The 21596-nt window shown below is 65.6% G+C and carries 20 protein-coding genes; 19 read left to right on the top strand and 1 reads right to left on the bottom strand.

The window, feature by feature from the left end; genetic code table 11:
• Positions 1-7: 7 nt before the first annotated feature.
• The 7 genes from QW861_RS10245 to QW861_RS10215 all read left to right on the top strand — a co-directional run bounded on the left by QW861_RS10245 (position 8) and on the right by QW861_RS10215 (position 6457).
• The gene (locus QW861_RS10245) at positions 8-1150 is read left to right on the top strand and encodes a zinc-binding dehydrogenase (protein ID WP_316192991.1); all 1143 of its coding nucleotides are present in this window, start codon (positions 8-10) and stop codon (positions 1148-1150) included.
• A gap of 119 nt (positions 1151-1269) precedes the next feature.
• A complete protein-coding gene (locus tag QW861_RS10240) occupies positions 1270-2265 on the top strand; it encodes an MBL fold metallo-hydrolase (RefSeq protein WP_316186344.1) in 996 nt (331 codons plus the stop codon).
• A gap of 247 nt (positions 2266-2512) precedes the next feature.
• Positions 2513-3682, top strand: coding sequence for a serine hydrolase (locus QW861_RS10235; RefSeq protein ID WP_316192990.1), 1170 nt, complete (start codon positions 2513-2515; stop codon positions 3680-3682).
• A 148-nt stretch (positions 3683-3830) separates the two neighbouring features.
• Positions 3831-4388 (top strand): NADPH-dependent FMN reductase, encoded by a 558-nt coding sequence (locus QW861_RS10230; protein ID WP_316165286.1) that lies wholly within the window; start codon positions 3831-3833, stop codon positions 4386-4388.
• Between the two features lie 143 nt (positions 4389-4531).
• Positions 4532-5323, top strand: coding sequence for an aldolase (locus tag QW861_RS10225; RefSeq protein WP_316192989.1), 792 nt, complete (start codon positions 4532-4534; stop codon positions 5321-5323).
• Between the two features lie 26 nt (positions 5324-5349).
• Positions 5350-6060 (top strand): GNAT family N-acetyltransferase, encoded by a 711-nt coding sequence (locus QW861_RS10220; RefSeq protein WP_315711656.1) that lies wholly within the window; start codon positions 5350-5352, stop codon positions 6058-6060.
• Between the two features lie 79 nt (positions 6061-6139).
• The gene (locus QW861_RS10215; protein ID WP_315711657.1) at positions 6140-6457 is read left to right on the top strand and encodes a septum formation initiator family protein; all 318 of its coding nucleotides are present in this window, start codon (positions 6140-6142) and stop codon (positions 6455-6457) included.
• Between the two features lie 134 nt (positions 6458-6591).
• Here the strand turns inward: QW861_RS10215 and QW861_RS10210 are convergent, their stop codons facing one another.
• Positions 6592-8271: a methyl-accepting chemotaxis protein gene (locus QW861_RS10210; protein WP_315711658.1), complete on the bottom strand. Its 1680-nt coding sequence runs from the start codon at positions 8269-8271 to the stop codon at positions 6592-6594.
• A gap of 480 nt (positions 8272-8751) precedes the next feature.
• Here QW861_RS10210 and pdhA point away from each other — a divergent pair, with 480 nt between their 5' ends.
• The 12 genes from pdhA to QW861_RS10150 all read left to right on the top strand — a co-directional run bounded on the left by pdhA (position 8752) and on the right by QW861_RS10150 (position 21595).
• Entirely contained in the window at positions 8752-9774 is a 1023-nt protein-coding gene (pdhA, locus tag QW861_RS10205; RefSeq protein ID WP_315711659.1) for a pyruvate dehydrogenase (acetyl-transferring) E1 component subunit alpha, read from the top strand.
• A gap of 30 nt (positions 9775-9804) precedes the next feature.
• Positions 9805-11202, top strand: coding sequence for a pyruvate dehydrogenase complex E1 component subunit beta (locus QW861_RS10200; RefSeq protein WP_315711660.1), 1398 nt, complete (start codon positions 9805-9807; stop codon positions 11200-11202).
• An 18-nt stretch (positions 11203-11220) separates the two neighbouring features.
• Positions 11221-11526: a DUF5076 domain-containing protein gene (locus QW861_RS10195; protein WP_015666657.1), complete on the top strand. Its 306-nt coding sequence runs from the start codon at positions 11221-11223 to the stop codon at positions 11524-11526.
• Positions 11527-11528: 2 nt separating this feature from the next.
• The gene (locus tag QW861_RS10190) at positions 11529-12884 is read left to right on the top strand and encodes a pyruvate dehydrogenase complex dihydrolipoamide acetyltransferase (protein WP_315711661.1); all 1356 of its coding nucleotides are present in this window, start codon (positions 11529-11531) and stop codon (positions 12882-12884) included.
• A 39-nt stretch (positions 12885-12923) separates the two neighbouring features.
• Positions 12924-13178 carry a hypothetical protein gene (locus QW861_RS10185; protein ID WP_315750952.1) on the top strand — a complete coding sequence of 85 codons (255 nt, stop codon included), beginning with the start codon at positions 12924-12926 and terminating at the stop codon, positions 13176-13178.
• 12 nt (positions 13179-13190) lie between these two features.
• On the top strand, positions 13191-14612 hold the full coding sequence (gene lpdA, locus QW861_RS10180) for a dihydrolipoyl dehydrogenase (RefSeq protein ID WP_315711663.1): 1422 nt from the start codon (positions 13191-13193) through the stop codon (positions 14610-14612).
• Between the two features lie 125 nt (positions 14613-14737).
• Positions 14738-15979 carry a threonine synthase gene (locus QW861_RS10175; protein ID WP_315711664.1) on the top strand — a complete coding sequence of 414 codons (1242 nt, stop codon included), beginning with the start codon at positions 14738-14740 and terminating at the stop codon, positions 15977-15979.
• 90 nt (positions 15980-16069) lie between these two features.
• The gene (locus QW861_RS10170) at positions 16070-17041 is read left to right on the top strand and encodes a tripartite tricarboxylate transporter substrate binding protein BugD (protein WP_316192988.1); all 972 of its coding nucleotides are present in this window, start codon (positions 16070-16072) and stop codon (positions 17039-17041) included.
• Positions 17042-17277: 236 nt separating this feature from the next.
• Positions 17278-19002, top strand: a complete 1725-nt coding sequence (gene ilvD / locus QW861_RS10165; RefSeq protein WP_315827502.1) for a dihydroxy-acid dehydratase — start codon at positions 17278-17280, stop codon at positions 19000-19002.
• Positions 19003-19105: 103 nt separating this feature from the next.
• Positions 19106-19822, top strand: coding sequence for a tetratricopeptide repeat protein (locus tag QW861_RS10160; protein WP_409977886.1), 717 nt, complete (start codon positions 19106-19108; stop codon positions 19820-19822).
• Positions 19823-19869: 47 nt separating this feature from the next.
• Positions 19870-20346, top strand: coding sequence for a GNAT family N-acetyltransferase (locus tag QW861_RS10155; RefSeq protein WP_316192987.1), 477 nt, complete (start codon positions 19870-19872; stop codon positions 20344-20346).
• A 199-nt stretch (positions 20347-20545) separates the two neighbouring features.
• Positions 20546-21595: a substrate-binding domain-containing protein gene (locus QW861_RS10150; protein ID WP_315827504.1), complete on the top strand. Its 1050-nt coding sequence runs from the start codon at positions 20546-20548 to the stop codon at positions 21593-21595.
• Position 21596 lies beyond the last annotated feature (1 nt).

Raw genomic sequence — 21596 nt, 5'->3', positions numbered from 1 at the left:
GGCGCGCATGGGTGTCGAGACACAGGGCCTGCAACTGCGGACGTTGATCAAGCGCAGCGGCGAGCTCGAGCTCTCGCTGGTCGACGTGCCGACCCCGGAGCCCGGACCGGACGAGGTCGTGGTCCGGATCGAGGCGGCGCCGATCAATCCGTCCGATCTCGGCCTCCTCGTCGGCGCGGCCGATCTGTCGACCCTGCAGGCGTCCGGCACCAAGGAGCGGCGCGTGATCACGGCCAAGGTGCCGGAGGCGGGGATGCGGGCGATGGCCGGCCGGCTCGACGAGTCCTTGGCCGTCGGCAACGAGGGCGCGGGCGTGGTGGTCAAGACCGGCTCCTCGGATGCCGCCAAGGCGCTGATGGGCCGCACGGTCGCCGCCATCGGCGGCGCGATGTACAGCCAGTATCGCTGCCTGAAGGTTTCCGAGTGCATGCCGCTGCCGGCCGGCACCACGCCGGCCGAGGGCGCCTCCTGCTTCGTCAATCCGCTGACCTCGCTCGGCATGACCGAGACGATGCGGCGTGAGGGCCATACCGCGCTGGTGCATACCGCGGCCGCGTCCAACCTCGGGCAGATGCTCAACAAGATCTGCCTCAAGGACGGCATCCCGCTCGTCAACATCGTGCGCAGCGCTGATCAGGCCGAGTTGTTGCGCGGCCTCGGCGCCAAATACATCGTGGATTCGACGGCGCCGACTTTCATGGACGACCTGATCGCGGCGCTGGTCGAGACCGGCGCGACCATCGCCTTCGATGCGATCGGCGGCGGCAAGCTCGCCGGCCAGATCCTCAACGCGATGGAAGCTGCGATCAACAAGTCCGGCAAGCATCCCTACAGCCGCTATGGCTCGAACGTGCACAAGCAGGTCTACATCTACGGCAGCCTGGACACGCGCCCGACCGAGATCACGCGCGGCTTCGGCATGACCTGGAGCGTCGGCGGCTGGCTGCTGTTTCCGTTCCTGATGAAGATCGGCAAGGCGGATACCGAGCGGCTGCGCCAGCGCGTCGTCGACGAGCTGAAGACGACCTTTGCGAGCCACTACACCAAGGTCGTTTCCTTGTCCGAGGCGCTCGATCCGGCCAACCTTGCCGTGTACGCCAAACGGGCCACCGGCGAAAAATTCCTCATCGACCCCAACAAAGAGAAGTGACCTAACGTCGCTCCTCGGACGTTGCTGACGGGCTTGCGTTTGGCCCGCATGCGGAGACAATCCGCCCCGTTTGTCTGGGGGCGGTGTCAGCCGCATGGAGCACTGAGGAGAGATTTGTCATGACCCGATTGGATCGCCGTCGATTTCTGGCCGGTGCGGCCCTCGCCGGGGCTGCAACCGCTTTGCCGCCGCTGGCCGGACGGGCACGCGCAGCGGTTGCACCCGCCGGCGCGCAGGCGCCCGGCTTCTATCGCTACAAGGTCGGCGACTATGAATGCACCTCCGTCAATGACGGCGCGCGCACCTTCCCGATGCCCGACACGTTCGTCGTCAACACGGCGAAGGACGACGCGCTCGCGGCTGCCGAAAGCGCCTACATGCCGAAGGGCATGATCACGATCCCCTTCAATCCGCAGCTGATCAACACCGGCTCCAAGCTGGTCCTGATCGACACCGGCAACGGCGCTGGCGCCTTCGAGGCCAGCAAGGGCGCGGTTGGCCGCACGCTGCAGAACCTCGCTGCCGCCGGCGTCGATCCGAAGAGCATCGACGTCGTCGTGCTCTCCCACATGCATGGGGACCACATCAACGGCCTCAAGCTCGCGGACGGCTCGCTGGCGTTCCCGAACGCCGAGCTGAAGGTGCCGGCCAAGGAGTGGGCGTTCTGGAATAGCGACGAGAACGCCGCCAAGGCGCAGACCGACTTGATGAAGGGCAACTTCGCCAACTTCAAGAAGGTGTTCGGCGGGCTCGAGAGCAATGTCACTCAGTACGAGTGGGACAAGGAGGTCGCGCCCGGCATCACCGCGCTCGGCACGCCCGGTCACACGCCGGGACACACCTCATTCGCGGTCGCTTCCGGCAACGCCAGGGTCCTGATCCAGGCCGACGTCACCAACGTCCCCGAGCTGTTCCTGCGCAACCCCGACTGGCACGTGATGTTCGACACCGATGCCGAGATGGCGCAGGCCACGCGGCACAGGTTCTACGACATGGCCGCCGCCGAGAAGGCCAAGGTGATCGGCTTCCACTTCTCGTTCCCGTCGGTGGGCTATGTCGAGAAGGACGGCGCCAAGTACCGGCTGATTCCGGCGCCGTGGAATCCGGTGATCTGATTATCGGTTAGCATCATTGCGAGGAGCCCCCGGGTCTCGCCTCCGGCGAGCCCGAGGACAGGCTCCGCGACGAAGCAATCCAGAGTCCCAACCGAGCCCTGGATTGCTTCGCTTCGCTCGCAATGACGGAGGAGAGAGGGGGCCGCCTTCGGGCGGCCTGAGCGTTTTTGCATATGCGAAATGCCGGGCTTTCCGCGCCTGTTGCGAACCCCTATGTCGAGCACCTCGGAAATCCCGCAGGATTCGTATGTCGACCGATCCCTCTCCCTCCAACGCCGATCTCTCCAACTGGCGCACTGCGCCGTTCAGCCGCTGGGCCTTTCACAACATCCGCGCGATCCTGCCGGTCGCCGACATCGAGAGCGCGCCGGGCAGCGCCTGGACGCTGCCGTCGAGCCTCGTGTCGTTCGACGATTTCAGCGTGCGGCTGCCCAAGGGCGGCACGCTCGATCTCGACGGTTTCCTGAAGGCGACGGCGACCGACGGGCTCCTGATCCTGCAGGACGGCCGCATCGTCTTCGAAATGTATGATGGCGGCACCGACCGCGACACGCCGCACATCCTGATGTCGGCGACCAAGTCGATCACCGGCCTCATGGCCGGCATCCTGGCCGGCCGCGGCGAGATCGATGTCGACGCCGAGGTCACGCGCTATGTGCCGGAAGTGGCCGCCACGGCCTATCGCGGCGCCACGATCCGGCAGCTGCTCGACATGCGTGCGGGCGTCGTGTTCGATGGTGCCGGCCTGCAGGCCTATGCCGACGCCGCGGGCTGGGAGCCGGTCGCGCCGGGCACGAGGCCAAACCTGCACGATTTCTTTGCGACGATGCGCGCTCAGGCGGCGCCGCATGGCGGCGCCTTCAGCTACGTCTCGTCCAACACCGATCTGCTGGGATGGGCGATCGAGCGCGCCACCGGCCGCAGCTTCGCGAGCCTCGCCGGCAGCCTGCTGTGGAAGCCGATGGGGGCGAGCGGCGAGGCCTTCATCACCCTCGACCGCAACGGCGCGCCGCGCTGCACCGGCGGCTTCTGCGCCACCTTGCGCGACGTCGCCCGGCTCGGCCAGCTCCTGCTGTCAGGCGGGCGGCGGGGCTCTCACACGATCATTCCCGAAGGTTGGATCGACGACATCAGGCACAATGGCGATGTGCAGGCCTGGCGCGACGGCCAATGGCGCGACAGTTTTGTCCCGATCAGCCGCAACATGCACTATCGCAGCGGCTGGTACGTCACAAACGACGCGCCGCAGCTGATGTTCGCGATGGGCATTCACGGCCAGAACCTGTTCGTCGATGCCGCCAACGGCATCGTGATCGCCAAGGTCTCGTCATGGGCGCAGCCGGTCGACGGGCAGGCGATCTGGCTCACGCATCAGGCGGTGGCGGAATTCACGCGCTGTCTCAAGGGGACCGGCTGAGCTCCACGACGCGGGCAAGGGGGCGGGAACACTCGGGCGTTGCTTGCGATGAAACGCAGTGTTTCGCGTGAGGATGGTCCATGCACTTGCATGTTCCTGCTCGCGCGCCTTAAGTGCGCTCCACACCCCGCTCCTCAAAGGACTCCCCATGCCCGCACCTTATTCGATCGTCGCCCTCGTCGGCAGTCTCCGCAAGGAGAGCTTCACCCTGAAGATCGCCAATGCGCTCGCCAAGCTGGCGCCGGCCAGCCTGAAGATCGACGTGACCACGCTCAACGGCCTGTCGTTCTTCAACCAGGATCTCGAAGCCAATCCGCCGGCCGACTGGCTCGCCCTGCGGGAGAAGCTGAAGGCCTCGAACGGCGTCCTCATCTTGACGCCCGAATACAACCGCTCGATTCCCGGCGTGCTCAAGAATGCGATCGACGTCGCCTCGCGTCCCTATGGGCAGAGTTCGTTCCTGGGCAAGCCGGTCGGCCTCATCTCCAATTCGCCGGGCCCGCTCGGTGGCGTGGCGGCGGCCAAGCATCTGCAGAACATCATGCCTGGCATCTCCGGCCCGGTCATGGGACAGCCGGAAATCTACCTGAATGGCGTCGGCGACGCCTTCGACGCCCAGGGCGAGCTGGTCAAGGATTCGCTCAAGACGGTGTTGCAGCAATATCTGGATGCATTCGCCGCATTCGTGGCCAAGCAGAACGGCTGATCGCGTTCGCCGCCGCCGCGTCCACCTGCGGCGGTCGGCACTGCATGACGGGTATGATGCGGGCAGGGCGTTGACGCGCCTTGCCCGATCCGTTTCAAGGCGATGCCGGACCTGCGCAAGGATGCGCATTGCAAGGAAGCTCGATGGCCCATTCGTTCACACCCGCGTCGTCGTCGAGGCCGGGCCCGAACCAGCCGGATCTCGACTCGGAGGCCGTCTGGCAGGCGCGGATCGACCTTGCGGCCTGTTTCCGGATGGCGGCGCGGCACGGGTTCGAAGAGGGCATCTGCAACCACTTCTCGGCGCTGGTCCCCGGCTATGACGACCTCTTCATCGTCAATCCCTACGGCTACGCGTTCCGCGAACTGACGGCCTCGAAGCTCCTGGTGTGCGACTTCGACGGCAACGTCATTGCCGGCGACGGCCGCCCGGAGGCGACCGCCTTCTACATCCACGCCCGTATCCACAAGGCGCTGCCGCGCGCCAAGGTCGCGTTCCACACCCACATGCCCTACGCCACCGCGCTGTCGATGACCGAAGGCGACCCGCTGATCTTCGCCGGGCAGACGGCGCTGAAATTCTATGGGCGAACCGCGGTCGACGCGAACTACAACGGGCTGGCGCTCGACGCGCGGGAGGGGGATCGCATCGCCGGGGCTGTCGGTGATGCCGACATCGTCTTCATGAAGCATCATGGCGTCATGGTTCTGGCGCCGACCATCGCCGAAGCCTGGGACGATCTCTACTACCTCGAGCGCGCCTGCCAGGTGCAGTGCCTGGCGCTGTCGACCGGCCGCAAGGTGGTGCCGGTCGCGCCCGAGATCGCCGAGGCCGCCTATCGCCAGATGCGCGAAGGAGATGCGGAATCGGCTCGGTTGCACCTCGAGGCCGTCAAGCGCATGCTCGACCTCGAAGAGCCGGTCTACCGGAGCTGAGGACGGATCGTCTGGAGGCTGGTTCGATGTCCAAATTGGAGCTTTCTGCCGAGCAGCACGCAGCGCTGGATCGCCCCGTCTGGTCAGCCCTGACCACCGGGCACCGAGCGCTTGCGGAGGGCGCCGCGCATGCTCGTCGCTATCCGGCGGCGATTGCGCCATTTGCCGCCATGTCGGACGACAGCGATGCTGCGTGGTCTGAACTCGCCGACCTTGCCAACGAGGATGTCGTTGCGATCGTGACCCCTGCACCCCCGGGCGAGGTGCGTGGCCTTGACGCCCGGCTCAGAGCCAGCGTCCGCCAGATGGTTGCCGTCGGGGCGGTCGATCCCGTGGGGGATGCCGCGGTCGAGGTGCTGGACGAGCGCGACATCCCTGCGATGCTGGAGCTGACTGCACGGACCAAACCCGGTCCGTTCCTGGCCAGGACCCGCGAGCTGGGCCGCTACATCGGCATTCGTGACGGGGAGCGACTGGCCGCCATGGCCGGGGAGCGCATGCGCCTCGACGGGTTCACGGAAATCAGCGCGGTCTGTGTCCATCCGGACTATCGCGGCCTTGGCTATGCCCAGAGGCTCGTCACGGTCCTGATGACGGCCATCAGGGGCAGGGGCGAGACGCCGTTTCTCCACGTCATAGACGACAATCATGCCGCGATCGCGCTGTATGAGCGTCTCGGCTTCGTGTCGCGAGCCACCTTGTGTTTCACGGTGCTTCGGCAATCCGTCAGCCAGTGACGCGTGATGGGACCTTCGGAACGAAGCCGCGCGGCGTAGATTAGCAGATCCTTAACCAAGGCGCCCCATCTTCCGGCCCATGGTCTCCCGCGCGCGGCTCAAATCGTTCCTGACCGGGCTCGCCCTCTACACGATGGCGGCCGCCATCATCGGCTATTTCGGCATCAACGCCTATACCGGCCGCTACGGCCTGACCGCGCGTCAGGAGCTCGACCAGGAGATCATTGCGCTCACCTCCGAGCTCGCCCGGCTGAAGCAGGAGCGGGCGGAGGGTGAGAAGCGCGTGTCGCTGCTGCGCTCCGACCGGGTCGATCCCGACATGCTCGATGAGCGCGCCCGCTTCCAGCTCGGCTACGCTAACCCGCGTGATCTGATCCGGATCAATCGGCCGAACTGAGCGAGCCGGTCTCCGCGATGCATCCGTTGTGAGACTCGCCTCGCGTCTGCGTAACGAACGCAGGCACGACAAGCCCATGACGAGGAAGACCCGCGCTGCGCGCGGGCCTTCGACGATCGCTGATGGGCTGCCCCTTATGCGGCCCGCACGGTGGCGAGGAACTTGTGGACCTCGGCCTTCAGGCGGTTGCTGTCCTGGGACAGTGACTGCACAGCGTTGAGCACCTGGGACGAAGCCGTCCCCGTCTCGGTTGCTTCGCGCTGGACGTCGGCAACATTCGCGGAGACCTCTTTCGTACCGCTGGCGGCTTGCTGGATGTTGCGCGAGATTTCCTGGGTTGCGGCGCCCTGTTCTTCGACAGCGGCTGCGATGGTGGCGGCGATTTCCGACATCCGGCCGATCGTGTCGCCGATTTCCTTGATGGCGGTCACCGAATGCTGAGTGGCGGTCTGGATGGCGCCAATCTGCTGGCTGATCTCTCCCGTCGCCTTGGCAGTCTGCTCGGCGAGCGCCTTGACCTCCGAGGCGACAACGGCGAAGCCGCGACCGGCTTCACCCGCCCGCGCCGCCTCGATGGTGGCGTTCAAGGCCAGCAGGTTGGTCTGGCCGGCGATGGTGTTGATGAGCTCCACCACGTCGCCGATGCGAGCCGCCGCTTGCGACAATTCGCCCACGCGTTCATTGGTCTTGCGGGCCTGCTCAACGGCTTCACTGGCGATCGCCGAAGACTGCTGCACCTGTCGGCTGATCTCGTTCACGGAGGAGGACATTTCCTCGGTGGCGGCGGCGACCGACTGGACGTTGTTGGAGGCGGCGCCTGAGGCGCCGGCTACGACGGTGGCAAGACCCTTCGAGCGCTCGGCCGTTGCGCTGAGCGACTGGGCCGATGACTCCAGATCGGTCGCTGCCGACGACACCGTCTCGATGATCTGGCCGACCGCTGTCTCGAAATCGTTCGCAAGGCGCATCGTATCGATCTTGCGCTGCTCGGCCTGGCGTGCCTCCAGCTCGTTCTGCTCGGCCTCGAGCCGCTGGCGGGCGACGGCATTGACCTTGAACACCTCGACGGCACGGGCCATCTCGCCGACCTCGTCGCGCCGTTCCGAGTTCGGGATCTGCACAGCGAGATTCCCGTTCGCAAGCTCGGTCATCGTCCGGGTGATCGCTTGCAGCGGCCGGACCAGGCCGCGCGCGATCATCAGGGTCGCAACGCACAGCAGGGCGATCAGTCCGACGGCCCAGATCAGCGTCACCTTGACGGAGGCGTAGAACGCCTCGTCGAGATCGTCGACATACACGCCTGTGCCCACAACCCAGTTCCACGGATCGGCCTTCATGGTGTAGCCGAGCTTCGCCACCGGGACGCTGCTGCCGGCGCGCGCGAACATATAGCTGACGAAGCCGCCACCAGGCTGGGTCGAAGCCGCGATCAACTCGCGTACGAAGGGCAGACCATTGGCGTCCTTTTCGTTGAGCAGACCCTTGCCCTCCCAATCCGGCTTCGGGCCAAGCACGAGGTTCACGCCGTCCGGCTGGTAGACGAAGATGTAGTCGTTCTTGCCGAACCGAATGCCGCGGAGCACGGCCTTGGCGCGGTTCTGCGCCTCGTCCGCGGTCAGGGCCCCCTTCGCCGCCGCATCGGCAAAGCCCTTCACGATCGACACGGCAGATTGCACCTGTCCGACGACTGCGGCCTTACGCTCTTCGACCAGGGCTGTTCGGGTGGCCAGCAGCTGGCTGACCACGGCGACGATACAGACGCCGATGGATAACGCGACCAGAACCGCAAAGCGGCGAGGGATGGTGAGAACCATGTTCGTTCCTGTCAGAGGGCCCAGGCAGCCGGACAGTCCAGGCAGCCAGGGATTTTCGTTGAGTTGTTTGATTTCGTTGATGAATTCGGAAAAATTGTGCGCTGCGGAGGGTTTAGAATTGATTGATTCGAAGGCCCGTAGGAACACGGAGACCCCCTGCCGCTGCTCGGTCGGAATATCCGTTATGCCGATGTTCGATATGTCGGGTTTTTTGGTCGCTGTCGGCGTCGTCGAGATCCCAACGATGAGGGTGTCGTCGAGGGCGTCGCCGGCTTGGCCTCACGCGTCCCATCCGCTGAGATGGCTGCTCTTTTTTGTAGCGGCCTGCGGTCGGATTCCAAAAATGGTGGAATTGTATTTGCAATATTTCGTGTGCATTGCAGCGCGGCACGCCAAAGCCTTCGGACGCGCCACGCGGTCCTTTTACGTCTCCTGGAGTTGAGCTAGAGAGAGCTACTTTTTCTCTCATCCGGAATTGCCATGGCCGCACCGAAGAAGACCGCCGCAAAGGAACAAGGGCAGGACAGAGACAACGGCCCGCCGCCGGAATTCACCAGAGAACAGGAATTGGCTGCGCTTCGCGACATGCTGCTGATCCGCCGCTTTGAGGAAAAGGCCGGTCAGCTTTATGGCATGGGTGCGATCGGCGGCTTCTGCCATCTTTACATCGGCCAGGAAGCCGTCGTGGTCGGCATGCAGATGGCGCTGAAGCCGGGCGATCAGGTCATCACCGGCTATCGTGATCATGGCCACATGCTGGCCACCGGCATGGACGCCAAGGGCGTGATGGCCGAGCTCACCGGGCGCCGCGGTGGATACTCCAAGGGCAAGGGCGGCTCCATGCACATGTTCAGCATGGAGAAGAACTTCTTCGGCGGCCACGGCATCGTCGGCGCCCAGGTCTCGCTCGGCACCGGCCTTGCGCTCGCCAACCGCTACCGCGGCAACGACTCGGTCAGCGTCGCCTATTTCGGCGATGGCGCGGCCAACCAGGGGCAGGTCTATGAGAGCTTCAACATGGCGGAGCTCTGGAAGCTGCCGGTGATCTACGTCATCGAGAACAACCGCTATGCGATGGGCACGGCGGTGTCGCGCGCCTCGGCGCAGACCGACTTCTCCAAGCGCGGCATCTCCTTCAACATCCCGGGCGAGCAGGTCGACGGCATGGACGTCCGCGCCGTGAAGGCTGCGGGCGAGAAGGCCGTTGCCTGGTGCCGCGAGGGCAAGGGCCCGTACATTCTGGAAATGCAGACCTACCGCTATCGCGGCCACTCGATGTCGGACCCGGCGAAGTATCGCACCCGCGAGGAGGTGGAGAAGGTCCGTCACGACCAGGATCCGATCGAGCAGGTGCGCAACCGCCTGCTGGCGGCCAAGGTCAGCGAGCAGGATCTCAAGACGATCGATGCCGACGTGCGCAAGATCGTCAACGAGGCCGCCGATTTCGCGCAGGCCGATCCCGAGCCCGATGTCGCCGAGCTCTACACCGACGTTTACCGCTGAGCGCGCGCAAGCTGTTTCTCTGGAGCTGATATGCCTATTCAAGTTTTGATGCCTGCGCTGTCGCCCACGATGGAAAAGGGCAATCTCGCCAAATGGCTGAAGAAGGAAGGTGAGGCGATCAAGTCGGGTGACGTGATCGCCGAGATCGAGACCGACAAGGCCACGATGGAGGTCGAGGCGACCGACGAGGGCACGCTCGGCAAGATTCTGATCCCCGAAGGCACCGCCGACGTCGCGGTGAACACCCCGATCGCCACAATCCTCGCAGATGGTGAGACCGCCGCCGATCTCGGCAAGGCGGCAGCGCCGGCCGCTGAGATGAAGGCCGCGCAATCCGCGCCGCCATCCGAGCCGGCTACGACCATGCAGGCATCACCCGCGCCGACCGGCGTGGCTGCGCCGCAGAGCGTGGCCGAGCCCGATCCCGAGGTGCCCGCGGGCACCGAGATGGTGACGCAGACCATCCGCGAGGCGCTGCGCGACGCCATGGCCGAGGAGATGCGCCGCGACGGCGACGTCTTCATCATGGGCGAGGAGGTCGCCGAATATCAGGGCGCCTACAAGGTCACCCAGGGCCTGCTGCAGGAGTTCGGCGCCCGCCGCGTGATGGACACGCCGATCACCGAGCACGGTTTCGCCGGCATCGGCGTCGGTGCCGCGATGGCCGGCCTGAAGCCGATCGTCGAGTTCATGACCTTCAACTTCGCCATGCAGGCGATGGACCAGATCATCAACTCCGCGGCGAAGACGCTCTATATGTCCGGTGGCCAGATGGGCTGCTCGATCGTATTCCGTGGTCCGAACGGCGCCGCCGCCCGCGTTGCCGCGCAGCACAGCCAGGACTACGCGTCCTGGTACTCGCACGTGCCGGGCTTGAAGGTGATCGCGCCGTATTCCGCGGCGGACGCCAAGGGCCTGCTGAAGGCCGCGATCCGCGATCCGAACCCGGTGATCTTCCTCGAGAACGAGGTGCTCTACGGACACTCCGGCGAGGTGCCGAAGCTCGACGACTACGTGATCCCGATCGGCAAGGCGCGCATCGCCCGCAGCGGCAAGGACGTCACCATCATCTCGTGGTCGAACGGCATGACCTACGCGCTGAAGGCCGCCGATGAGCTTGCCAAGGAGGGCATCGAGGCCGAGGTGATCGACCTGCGCACGCTGCGTCCGATGGACACCGAGACCATCGTCGCCTCGGTCAAGAAGACCGGCCGCGCGGTGACGGTGGAGGAGGGCTGGCAGCAGAGCGGCGTCGGCGCCGAGATCGCCGCGCGCATCATGGAGCACGCCTTCGACTATCTCGATGCCCCAGTCGCGCGCGTGTCCGGCAAGGACGTGCCGATGCCGTATGCGGCGAATCTCGAGAAGCTCGCGCTGCCCTCGGCCGCGGAGGTCGTTCAGGCCGCCAAATCCGTCTGCTACCGGTAAGCCGTCGAGGACGCCCAGATGGCCGGACCCAAGGAGCAGCCGCTGCCGCCCGATGTAATCGGCCGCGAGGACGCCACCGAAGTGTTGCGCGCCTTCGTGCTCGATGGCGGGCTCTCGATCGCCTTCCAGCGCGCGTTCGAGGAGCCCGACGTGTGGGGGCTGCTCCTGGTCGACGTCGCCCGTCATGCTGCGCGCGCCTATGCGCGCGAGAGCGATTATTCCGAAGACGAGGCGCTGCAGCGCATCGTCGAGATGTTCGAAGCCGAGCTGGCTCGGCCGACCGATACGGGCACCACCAGCCCCAGGTCGAAACAAGGTCACTGATCATGCCGATCAACATTCTCATGCCCGCGCTGTCGCCGACGATGGAGAAGGGCAACCTCGCCCGTTGGCTCAAGAAGGAAGGCGACCAGGTCAAGTCAGGCGAGGTCATCGCCGAGATCGAGACCGACAAGGCCACGATGGAAGTCGAGGCGGTCGACGAAGGCACCCTCGCCAAGATCCTGGTGCCGGAAGGCACGCAGGACGTGCCCGTGAACGACGTGATCGCGGTGCTCGCCGGCGAGGGCGAGGACGTCAAGGCCGCCGGCAGCGCACCGGCTGCGGCAGCTCCCAAGCCCGAGGCCAAGCCCATCGCATCGGCGGCTCCCGCTGCGACGGCTGCACCGGCCGCGGCGCCCGCGCCGAAGTCGGCTACGGCTCCTGCGCCAGCCGCGCCTGCGGCGGCCCCTCAGGTCAACGGTCATGCGCGCATCTTCTCGTCGCCATTGGCGCGACGTCTCGCCAAGGATGCCGGCATCGATCTCGGCCGCATCACCGGCACCGGCCCGCACGGCCGCGTCGTTGCGCGCGACGTCGAGGACGCCAAGTCCGGCAAGGGCCTGAAGGCCGCGCCGTCGGCGGCACCTGCCGCGACAGGCGCGCCCGCGCTGGCGCCGTCGATGTCGGACAAGCAGATCCTGGCGCTGTTCGAGCCCGGCTCCTACGAGGTCATCCCGCACGACGGCATGCGCCGCACCATCGCGCAGCGCCTCACGGCGTCGGTGCAGAACGTCCCGCACTTCTATCTCACGATCGACTGCGACATCGGCAAGCTCCTGGCTGCGCGCGAGGAGATCAATGCGGCGGCTCCCAAGGACAAGGAGAAGAAGCCGCTCTACAAGCTCAGCGTGAACGATTTCGTCATCAAGGCGATGGCGGTGGCGCTGCAGAAGATCCCGAACTGCAACGTCAGCTGGACCGAAGGCGGCATGGTCAAGCACAAGCATTCCGACGTCGGTGTCGCCGTCGCAATGCCCGGCGGACTGATCACGCCGATCATCCGCAAGGCCGAGACCAAGACGCTATCGGCGATCTCCAGCGAGATGAAGGACTTTGCCGCGCGCGCCCGCTCGCGCAAGCTGAAGCCGGAGGAATATCAGGGCGGCACCACGGCCGTCTCCAACCTCGGCATGTACGGCATCAACCACTTCACCGCCGTGATCAATCCGCCGCATGCGACGATCCTCGCGGTTGGCACCTCGGAAGAACGCCCCGTGGTGCGCAACGGCAAGATCGAGATCGCGAGCATGATGAGCGTGACCCTGTCGTGCGATCACCGCGCGATCGACGGCGCGCTCGGCGCCGAGCTGATCGGCGCCTTCAAGCAGCTGATCGAGAATCCCGTGATGATGATGGTGTGATCTTGCTTTCCGGAGCGGGATGGCAAACGGGGCCAACGCATGCGCATCAGAACGCGATGGCCCTGGATCACGGCGCTGGCGAGCGCCGCGCTGTTCGCCAATCCGCTCGGGATCGACGTCATCCATTCTGCCTTCTTCTCCGGCGAGGCGCTGTCGCGCGGCATCTGGGCGCCGATCGCGCTCGCCGGATTCGCTATCTGCACCCTGCTGATGCTCCTGGAAGCCGTCATGCGAGCCATGATGGCGACGCTCCGTCCGCAGCCCCACCGTCTGATTTCCGACTGCTTAAGTTGAATGGGAGCCGTCATGGCCGACACATCCTTCGACATCATCATCATCGGGTCCGGCCCGGGCGGCTACGTCGCCGCGATCCGCGCCGCCCAGCTCGGCTTCAAGACCGCGATCATCGAGAAGTCCTACCTCGGCGGCATCTGCCTGAACTGGGGCTGCATTCCGACCAAGGCGCTGCTGCGCTCGGCCGAGATCTATCACTACATGCAGCATGCCAAGGACTATGGCCTGTCGGCGGAGAAGATCTCCTACGATCCGAAGGCGGTTGTGCAGCGCTCGCGCGGCGTCTCGAAGCGCCTCAATGACGGCGTCGGCTTCCTGATGAAGAAGAACAAGGTCCAGGTGATCTGGGGCAAGGCTGCGATCGACGCGCCCGGCAAGATCACGGTGACCAAATCCGACGTCGAGGCGCCCAAGGGCGCGCTGGGCGAGGGGACCTATCAGGCGAAGCACATCATCGTTGCCACCGGCGCGCGGCCGCGCGTGCTGCCGGGGCTCGAGCCGGACAAGAAGCTGGTCTGGACCTATTTCGAGGCGATGGTTCCTGACAAGATGCCGAAGTCGCTGTTGGTGGTCGGCTCTGGCGCGATCGGCATCGAGTTCGCGTCGTTCTTCCGCACCATGGGCTCCGAGGTGACGGTGGTCGAGGTGCTGCCGCAGATCCTGCCCGTCGAGGACGCCGAGATCGCCGGCCTCGCGCGCAAGCAGCTGGAGAAGCAGGGCCTCAAGATCATGACCGGGGCCAAGGTCACCAAGCTCGACAAGAAGAGCGACAGCGTGGTCGCCACGATCGACGACGGCAAGGGCAAGATCGAGGCGGTCGAGTTCGATCGCGTGATCTCGGCCGTCGGCGTGGTCGGCAACATCGAGAATCTCGGGCTGGAGAAGCTCGGGGTGAAGACCGATCGTGGCTGCATCGTCATCGACGGCTACGGCAAGACCAACGTGCCCGGCATCTACGCCATCGGTGACGTCGCCGGTCCCCCGATGCTGGCGCACAAGGCCGAGCATGAGGGCGTGGTCTGCATCGAGGCGATCAAGGGCCTGCATCCGCACGCGATGGACAAGAACCTCATTCCGGGCTGCACCTATTGCCATCCGCAGGTCGCCTCCGTCGGCCTCACCGAGGCCAAGGCCAAGGAGCAGGGCCGCGACGTCAGAGTCGGCCGCTTCCCCTTCGTCGGCAACGGCAAGGCAATTGCGCTCGGCGAGGACCAGGGCCTGGTCAAGGTGATCTTCGACAAGAAGACCGGACAACTGATCGGCGCCCACATGGTCGGCGCCGAGGTCACCGAGCTGATCCAGGGCTATGTCGTGGCGATGAACCTCGAGACGACAGAGGAAGAGCTGATGCACACGGTCTTCCCGCATCCGACCCTGTCGGAGATGATGAAGGAAGCCGTGCTCGACGCCTACGGCCGCGTGCTGAACATGTAGCTCCGTCCCCGCTCGTCATGCGCGGGCTTGACCCGCGCATCCATCGCGCTTCGGGAAACGTTGCGAAGCGGATGGATTGCCGGGTCAAGCCCGGCAATGACGACAGCAGCCAGAAAGTCACTGCCGTGAAATCCAGCGACAATCTCACCATCGAACGTCCGACCTTCGTCACCCATCTCGAATGCGCGATGGAAGGCGATCACTATCCGGCGGATCAGGTCCACAACCTCTCCAAGGCCGGCAAGCCGCTGCTGGTGCGCTACGATCTCGCAGGCGTGAAGCGGGCGCTCACGAAGGACGCGCTGGCGCAGCGTCCGGCCGACATGTGGCGCTATCGCGAACTGCTGCCGGTGCGCAAATGCCAGGACATCGTCAGCCTCGGCGAAGTCATGACACCGCTGATCAGCCTGCCCAAGCTGTCGAAGAAGCTCGGCGGCGGCGAGATCATCGTCAAGGATGAGGGCCGGCTGCCGACCGGCTCGTTCAAGGCGCGCGGCCTCGTGATGGCAGTGTCGATGGGCAAGGCGCTCGGCATCAAGCACATGGCGATGCCGACCAACGGCAATGCCGGTGCTGCGCTCGCGGCCTATGCGACCTCCTGCGGCATCAAGACCACGATCTTCTGTCCGGCCGATACGCCGGAGGTGAACGTCAGCGAGATCGAGCTGCAGGGCGCGACCGTCTACCGCGTCAACGGACTGATCGACGATTGCGGCAAGATCGTCGGCGAGGGCAAGGCCAAGGTCGGCTGGTTCGATACCTCGACGCTGAAGGAGCCGTATCGCATCGAGGGCAAGAAGACGATGGGCCTGGAGCTTGCCGAGCAGCTCGGCTGGGACGTGCCCGACGTGATCTTCTATCCGACCGGCGGCGGCACCGGCCTGATCGGCATGTGGAAGGCGTTCGACGAACTGGAGAAGATCGGCTTCATCGGTTCCAAGCGTCCGCGCATGGTCGCGGTGCAGGCGTCGGGCTGCGCGCCGATGGTGCGGGCCTTCGAGCAGGGCGTCGAGCATGCGCCCCGGTGGGAAGACGCCCACACCATCGCGTCCGGCATCCGCGTGCCTCAAGCGGTGGGTGATTTTCTCATCCTGCGCGCGGTGCGCGAGAGCAAAGGTTTCGCCATCGCGGTCGATGATGAGAAGATTTCATCTGCGCTCAGCGAAGTCGCGCGCGAGGAGGGGCTGCTGTTGTGCCCGGAAGGCGCGGCGACCTATGCCGCCTACAAGCAGAGCCTGGCCGACGGGCGCGTAACGAAAAACGATCGCGTCATGCTGTTCAATTGCGCGACAGGACTTAAATATCCGCTGCCGCCGGTCACCCGTACGCTCGATCGTCACCAGCCGATCGACTTCGGGCAGTTCTAACTAACAACCAGCACCGCGGCCTCGGGCACATGCTCCGGCGCAGACGCATTCGCGTCTGCCGCCGGTGCGTGCGACACAAGGGAGGACGTGATGCGACGAGCTCTTTGCGCCGTGCTGTTGGTGTGTCTTGCGCTGATGCAGCCGGCGCTCGCCGACAATTATCCCTCGCGCGCGATCACCGTGATCGTGCCATTCGCTGCCGGCGGCCCATCGGATGCGATGATGCGCATCCTCGCCGAGCACATGAGACAGACGCTCGGCCAGCCCGTTCTGATCGAGAACGTGACAGGGGCGGGCGGTTCGATCGGCGTGGGCCGTGCCGTCCGCTCGAAGCCCGACGGCTACACCGTGAGCTTCGGCCATCTCGGCACCCATGTCGCCAACGGCGCCGTCTACCGGCTCGGCTATGACCTCGAAGCCGATCTCGAGCCGGTGGTGCTGCTGCCGAGCAATCCGATGATCATCGTCAGCAGGAACAATATCCCGGCGAAGTCGCTGCCGGAGTTTCTCGCCTGGGTGAAGTCGCAGCCGAATCCCGTGTCGGCCGGCACCGCGGGCAATGGCTCCGGCAGCCACATCGCGGGGCTCTATTTCGAGCAGGTCACCGGCCTCAAGCTGCAATATGTGCCGTATCGCGGCACGGGACCGGCGATGAACGATCTGGTCGCCGGCCAGATCGATCTGATCGTCGACCAGACCTCCAACGCCATCAACCAGGTTCGCGCCGGGACGATCCGCGCCTACGCCGTCACCGACGCCAAGCGCCTCGATTCCGCGCCGGAGATTCCGACCACCGACGAGGCCGGCCTGCCGGGCTTCCACATGACCCTGTGGTCGGGCCTCTGGCTGCCGAAGGGCGCCAGCAAGGAGATCGTCGACACCCTCAATGCTGCGGCGGTGGCTGCGCTGGACGAGCCGGATGTGAAAAATCAGTTGAAAAACCTGGGGTTGCAGATGCCCGCGGCCGACCAACGGGGCCCCGCCGCGCTTGGAACCCTGCAGCGCGCCGAGATCCGCAAATGGTGGCCGATGATCCGCGCCGCCGGGGTGGTGCCGGAGTAGGCTCACCCTGCCACGCCCAATCGCACATGGTTGCGCATCGGCCACGGATGTTGCGACGTCGCCACAGTTTACGAAGTTTTGGTAACAATCTCCGGCGCTCCGCAAACGCGCCGCTTTTTAGCCACACCTGGTCGTGAAATACTTTGATCAGAACATAACCAGTGCGTGTGAGGCTGCCGAAAATCCACTTGCCGGATTTTGAGCGTTCTCCGCAGCACCGGGAGGCCAAAACAGCGATGGACGCGAAGACCGACATCAAGCGCAGGCTGCCCAGCCGTCATGTGACGGAAGGGCCCGAGCGTGCGCCGCATCGGTCCTACCTCTACGCCATGGGCCTCACCACGGCGCAGATCCATCAGCCCTTCGTCGGCGTCGCCTCGTGCTGGAACGAGGCTGCGCCCTGCAACATCGCGCTGATGCGGCAGGCCCAGGCGGTGAAGAAGGGCGTCGCCCACGCCGGCGGCACGCCGCGCGAATTCTGCACCATCACCGTGACCGACGGCATCGCGATGGGTCATGACGGCATGCGCTCCTCGCTGCCGTCGCGCGAGGCGATCGCCGATTCGGTGGAGCTGACGATTCGCGGCCATTCCTACGATGCGCTCGTCGGCCTGGCCGGCTGCGACAAATCGCTGCCGGGCATGATGATGGCGATGGTCCGGCTCAACGTGCCCTCGATCTTCATCTATGGCGGCTCGATCCTGCCCGGCAATTTCCGCGGCCAGCAGGTCACCGTGCAGGACATGTTCGAGGCTGTCGGCAAGCATTCGGTGGGTGCGATGTCGGACGACGACCTCGACGAGCTCGAGCGCGTCGCCTGTCCGTCGGCTGGCGCCTGCGGCGCCCAGTTCACGGCCAACACGATGGCGACGGTGTCCGAAGCGATTGGACTGGCGCTGCCTTATTCCGCCGGGGCCCCGGCGCCTTACGAAATCCGCGATGCCTTCTGCATGACCGCCGGCGAACAGGTCATGGAGCTGATTGCCGCCAATATCCGCCCGCGCGACATCGTCACGCGAAAATCCCTGGAGAATGCCGCTGCGGTTGTGGCGGCGTCCGGCGGGTCGACCAATGCTGCGCTGCATCTACCTGCGATTGCGCACGAGGCCGGCATCAAGTTCGACTTATTCGACGTCGCCGAAATCTTCAAAAAGACACCTTATATCGCGGATTTGAAGCCGGGTGGCCGCTATGTCGCCAAAGACATGTTCGAGGCTGGTGGCATTCCGCTCTTGATGAAGACGTTGCTCGACCATGGCTATTTGAACGGCGACTGCCTCACAGTCACCGGCCGGACGATCGCCGAAAACCTCAAAGGCGTGAAGTGGAATCCGCACCAGGACGTGGTGATGCCGGCTGACAAGCCGATCACTGCAACCGGGGGTGTCGTCGGTCTGAAAGGCAATCTCGCGCCAGAGGGCGCGATCGTGAAAGTCGCGGGCATGTCGAACTTGAAATTCTCTGGGCCGGCCCGCTGCTTCGATCGGGAAGAGGACGCCTTTGACGCCGTCCAGAAGCGCACCTATCGCGAAGGCGACGTGATCGTCATTCGCTACGAGGGGCCGCGCGGCGGTCCGGGCATGCGGGAAATGCTGCAGACCACGGCGGCGCTGACCGGGCAGGGCATGGGCGGCAAGATCGCGCTGATCACCGACGGCCGGTTCTCGGGCGCGACCCGGGGCTTCTGCATCGGCCATATCGGACCGGAGGCGGCGGTCGGCGGACCGATCGCGCTGGTCGAGGATGGCGACATCATCGAGATCGACGCCGAGGCGGGCATCCTTAACGTGAAGTTGAGCGATGCCGAGCTGGCGACACGCAAGACCAAGTGGACGCCGCGTGAGACGCATCACACGTCAGGTGCACTTTGGAAATATGCCCAGCAGGTGGGGCCGGCCGTGGCGGGCGCCGTGACCCATCCAGGTGGTGCGCAAGAGAAGTATTGCTATGCGGACATCTGATCGGATCCTTTTCGCATTGATGCTGGGGGTTGCCCCGCTCGCGTTGCCGACGCCATCGTTCGCGTTCGATGGCGCTCCGGTCAACCAGGAGCCGGCGATCCCCGTGGCTGGACAGCAGGCTGGCGCCGGCGCGCTGCGCAAGGCGCTGCCCGCGACGACGTCCTCGACCTCACCCACGCAGTCCCTGACGGCGCTCCAATACGCGGCGGAGGAAGGTCACCCGATTGCGCAGTTCAAGCTCGGCCGCATGTATGCGGCGGGCGATGGCGTTGCGCGCGACGACATGCGCGCCTTCGACTATTTCAGCCGCATCGCCAATGCGCATGCGGAGGACAGCCCGTCGGCGCCGCAGGCGCAGATCGTCGCCAATGCCTTCGTCGCGCTCGGCCGCTATTACCTGAGCGGCATCCCCAACACGAAGGTCAAGGCCGATCCGGATCGCGCGCGGGAGATGTTCTCCTATGCGGCGTCCTATTTCGGCAATGCGGACGCCCAGTACGACCTGGCGCGGATGTACCTGAAGACCGCGGATGCCTCGCGCGACGACTTCCGTTATGGTGCGCGCTGGCTCGGCCTCGCCGCGCAGAAGGGCCAGCACCAGGCCCAGGCGCTGCTTGGTCAGATGCTGTTCAACGGCGACCGGTTGCCGCGCCAGCCGGCGCGCGGACTGATGTGGCTCACGCTGGCGCGCGACAGCGCCGGTCCGGACGAAGCCTGGATCAAGGAGAGCTACAACCGCGCCTTCGCCAAGGCCTCGGACGATGACCGCGCCTCGGCGCTGCAGATGCTCGAGAGCTGGGTGCAGGGCAAGCGCGAGTAGCAGGAGCGGAATGCATCGCGTTCCCTCCGTTCGAGAGAGGGGCTGCGATGATCATCCGCGATGCGACGGCTGACGATGCCGAGGCGGCCTGCGCCGTGTTGCGGGCCTCGATTTCCGAATTGTGCAGGGACGACCACCGCGGCGACCCGCAGATCCTGGCGCGCTGGCTGGCCAACAAGACACCCCAGAACGTGGCGCAGTGGGCGGACGGGCAGGGGCGCTCACTGCTGGTCGCGGTCGAGGATGGTGCGATTCTCGCGGTCGGCGGGCTCGCCCATCCCGGCGAGATCACGGTCAACTACGTGTCGCCGCAAGCCCGGTTTCGCGGCATCAGCTCGGCGCTTGTGGCCGAGCTGGAGCGGCGGGCGCTCGCGCTTGGTGCAAGGGAGATCGCCTTGTTGAGCACCGAGACCGCGCATCGATTCTATCTCGCCCGCGGCTACGCCGATGTCGGCGTGCCCGCCGGCAAGTTCGGCACCGCGGCCTCCTATCCGATGCGCAAAACCCTTGGTCCCGTGCGGTGAGTCGCGGGTCGCGGCGGCACATCGAGGCCATGGCAGCGGATGCCTAACGAATAGGCGTCGGCGCGCCGATGTTCTGACCAGCGTCAGGTTCCAGAACCAAAATCGGCGAACTTTGGTACACGAACGACCGCGATGACGCCAAAACGCGCTTGGCACGATTCGTGAGTGCAAATCCTCTGCAACAGCAGAGGCGGCACGTTTGCACAGCGTTCGGATCGGCCTGATCATTCCTCAGCGCGGCTCGGCGGGGTTGTGGGCACCCTCCGCGGAAGCCTGTGGGCGGCTGGCCGTGACCGAGCTGAACCAGGCCGCCGGCATCCGCCGCCGACAGGTCGAGCTGATCGTCATCGACGCCGGCGCAACCGCCGCCAGCGCGGGTCGGGCCGCGGTCGAAGCGGTCGACGAGTTCGCCGTCGACGGCCTCGTCGGCATGCTGCCGAGCTACGCGCGCGATCCTGTCGCGCAAGCCGCGCGCGGCCGCGTGCCGTTCGTCTACACGCCCCAGTTCGAGGGCCTGCCGGCGAACAGCGATGTGATGACCACGGGCGAGACCGCCGGCGAATTGCTGGCACCCGCGATCCAATGGCTCTCGGAGTGCAAGCACGCCCGGCGCTTCTTCCTGTGCGGCAACGACTACATCTGGCCGCGTTCCTCGCTCGACATCGCCAAGCGCCTGATCGCGCGATACGGCGGCGTCGTCACCGGAGAGCACTACGTGCCGGTCGGCGTGCATGATTTCGACGAGATGCTCGATCGTATCAAGACCACGCGCAGCGATGTCGTTCTCCCGGTCTTTCTCGGCTTCGACTGCATCGCCTTCAGCCGCGCCTTCTGCGCCGCCGGGCTCAGCCGCCACGTTCTGCGCTTCTCCTCGGCCTTCGACGAGACCATCGTCTATGGACTCGACAGCAGCGAGACCGAGAACGTCTTCGTCGCCTCCAGCTACTTTGCATCGCTGCGCTCGCGCAACAACGGCGCCTTCCTGGAGCGTTACTACACGGCGTTCGGCGACAACCCGCCGCCCGCGAACGGCTATGGCGAGTCCTGCTACGAGGGCATTCACGCGCTCGCCGCGCTGATCGAGCGCGCCGAGAGCTTCGATGCGCGCGTTCTCAGGCGCTTCTTCGGGCGCACGCTGCAGCGGCGCACGGCGCGCGGCACGGAGGCGCAGCCGGTGGTTGGCGGCCGGCACCCGATCCACCTCGCCGAGCTGGACGGCTACGACTTCGCGGTCGTCGCCTCGCGCTGAC

The organism is Bradyrhizobium sp. SZCCHNRI1029 (assembly GCF_032487555.1).
Classification (GTDB): Bacteria; Pseudomonadota; Alphaproteobacteria; order Rhizobiales; family Xanthobacteraceae; genus Bradyrhizobium.
This window is presented reverse-complemented; position numbering and strand designations above follow the sequence as displayed.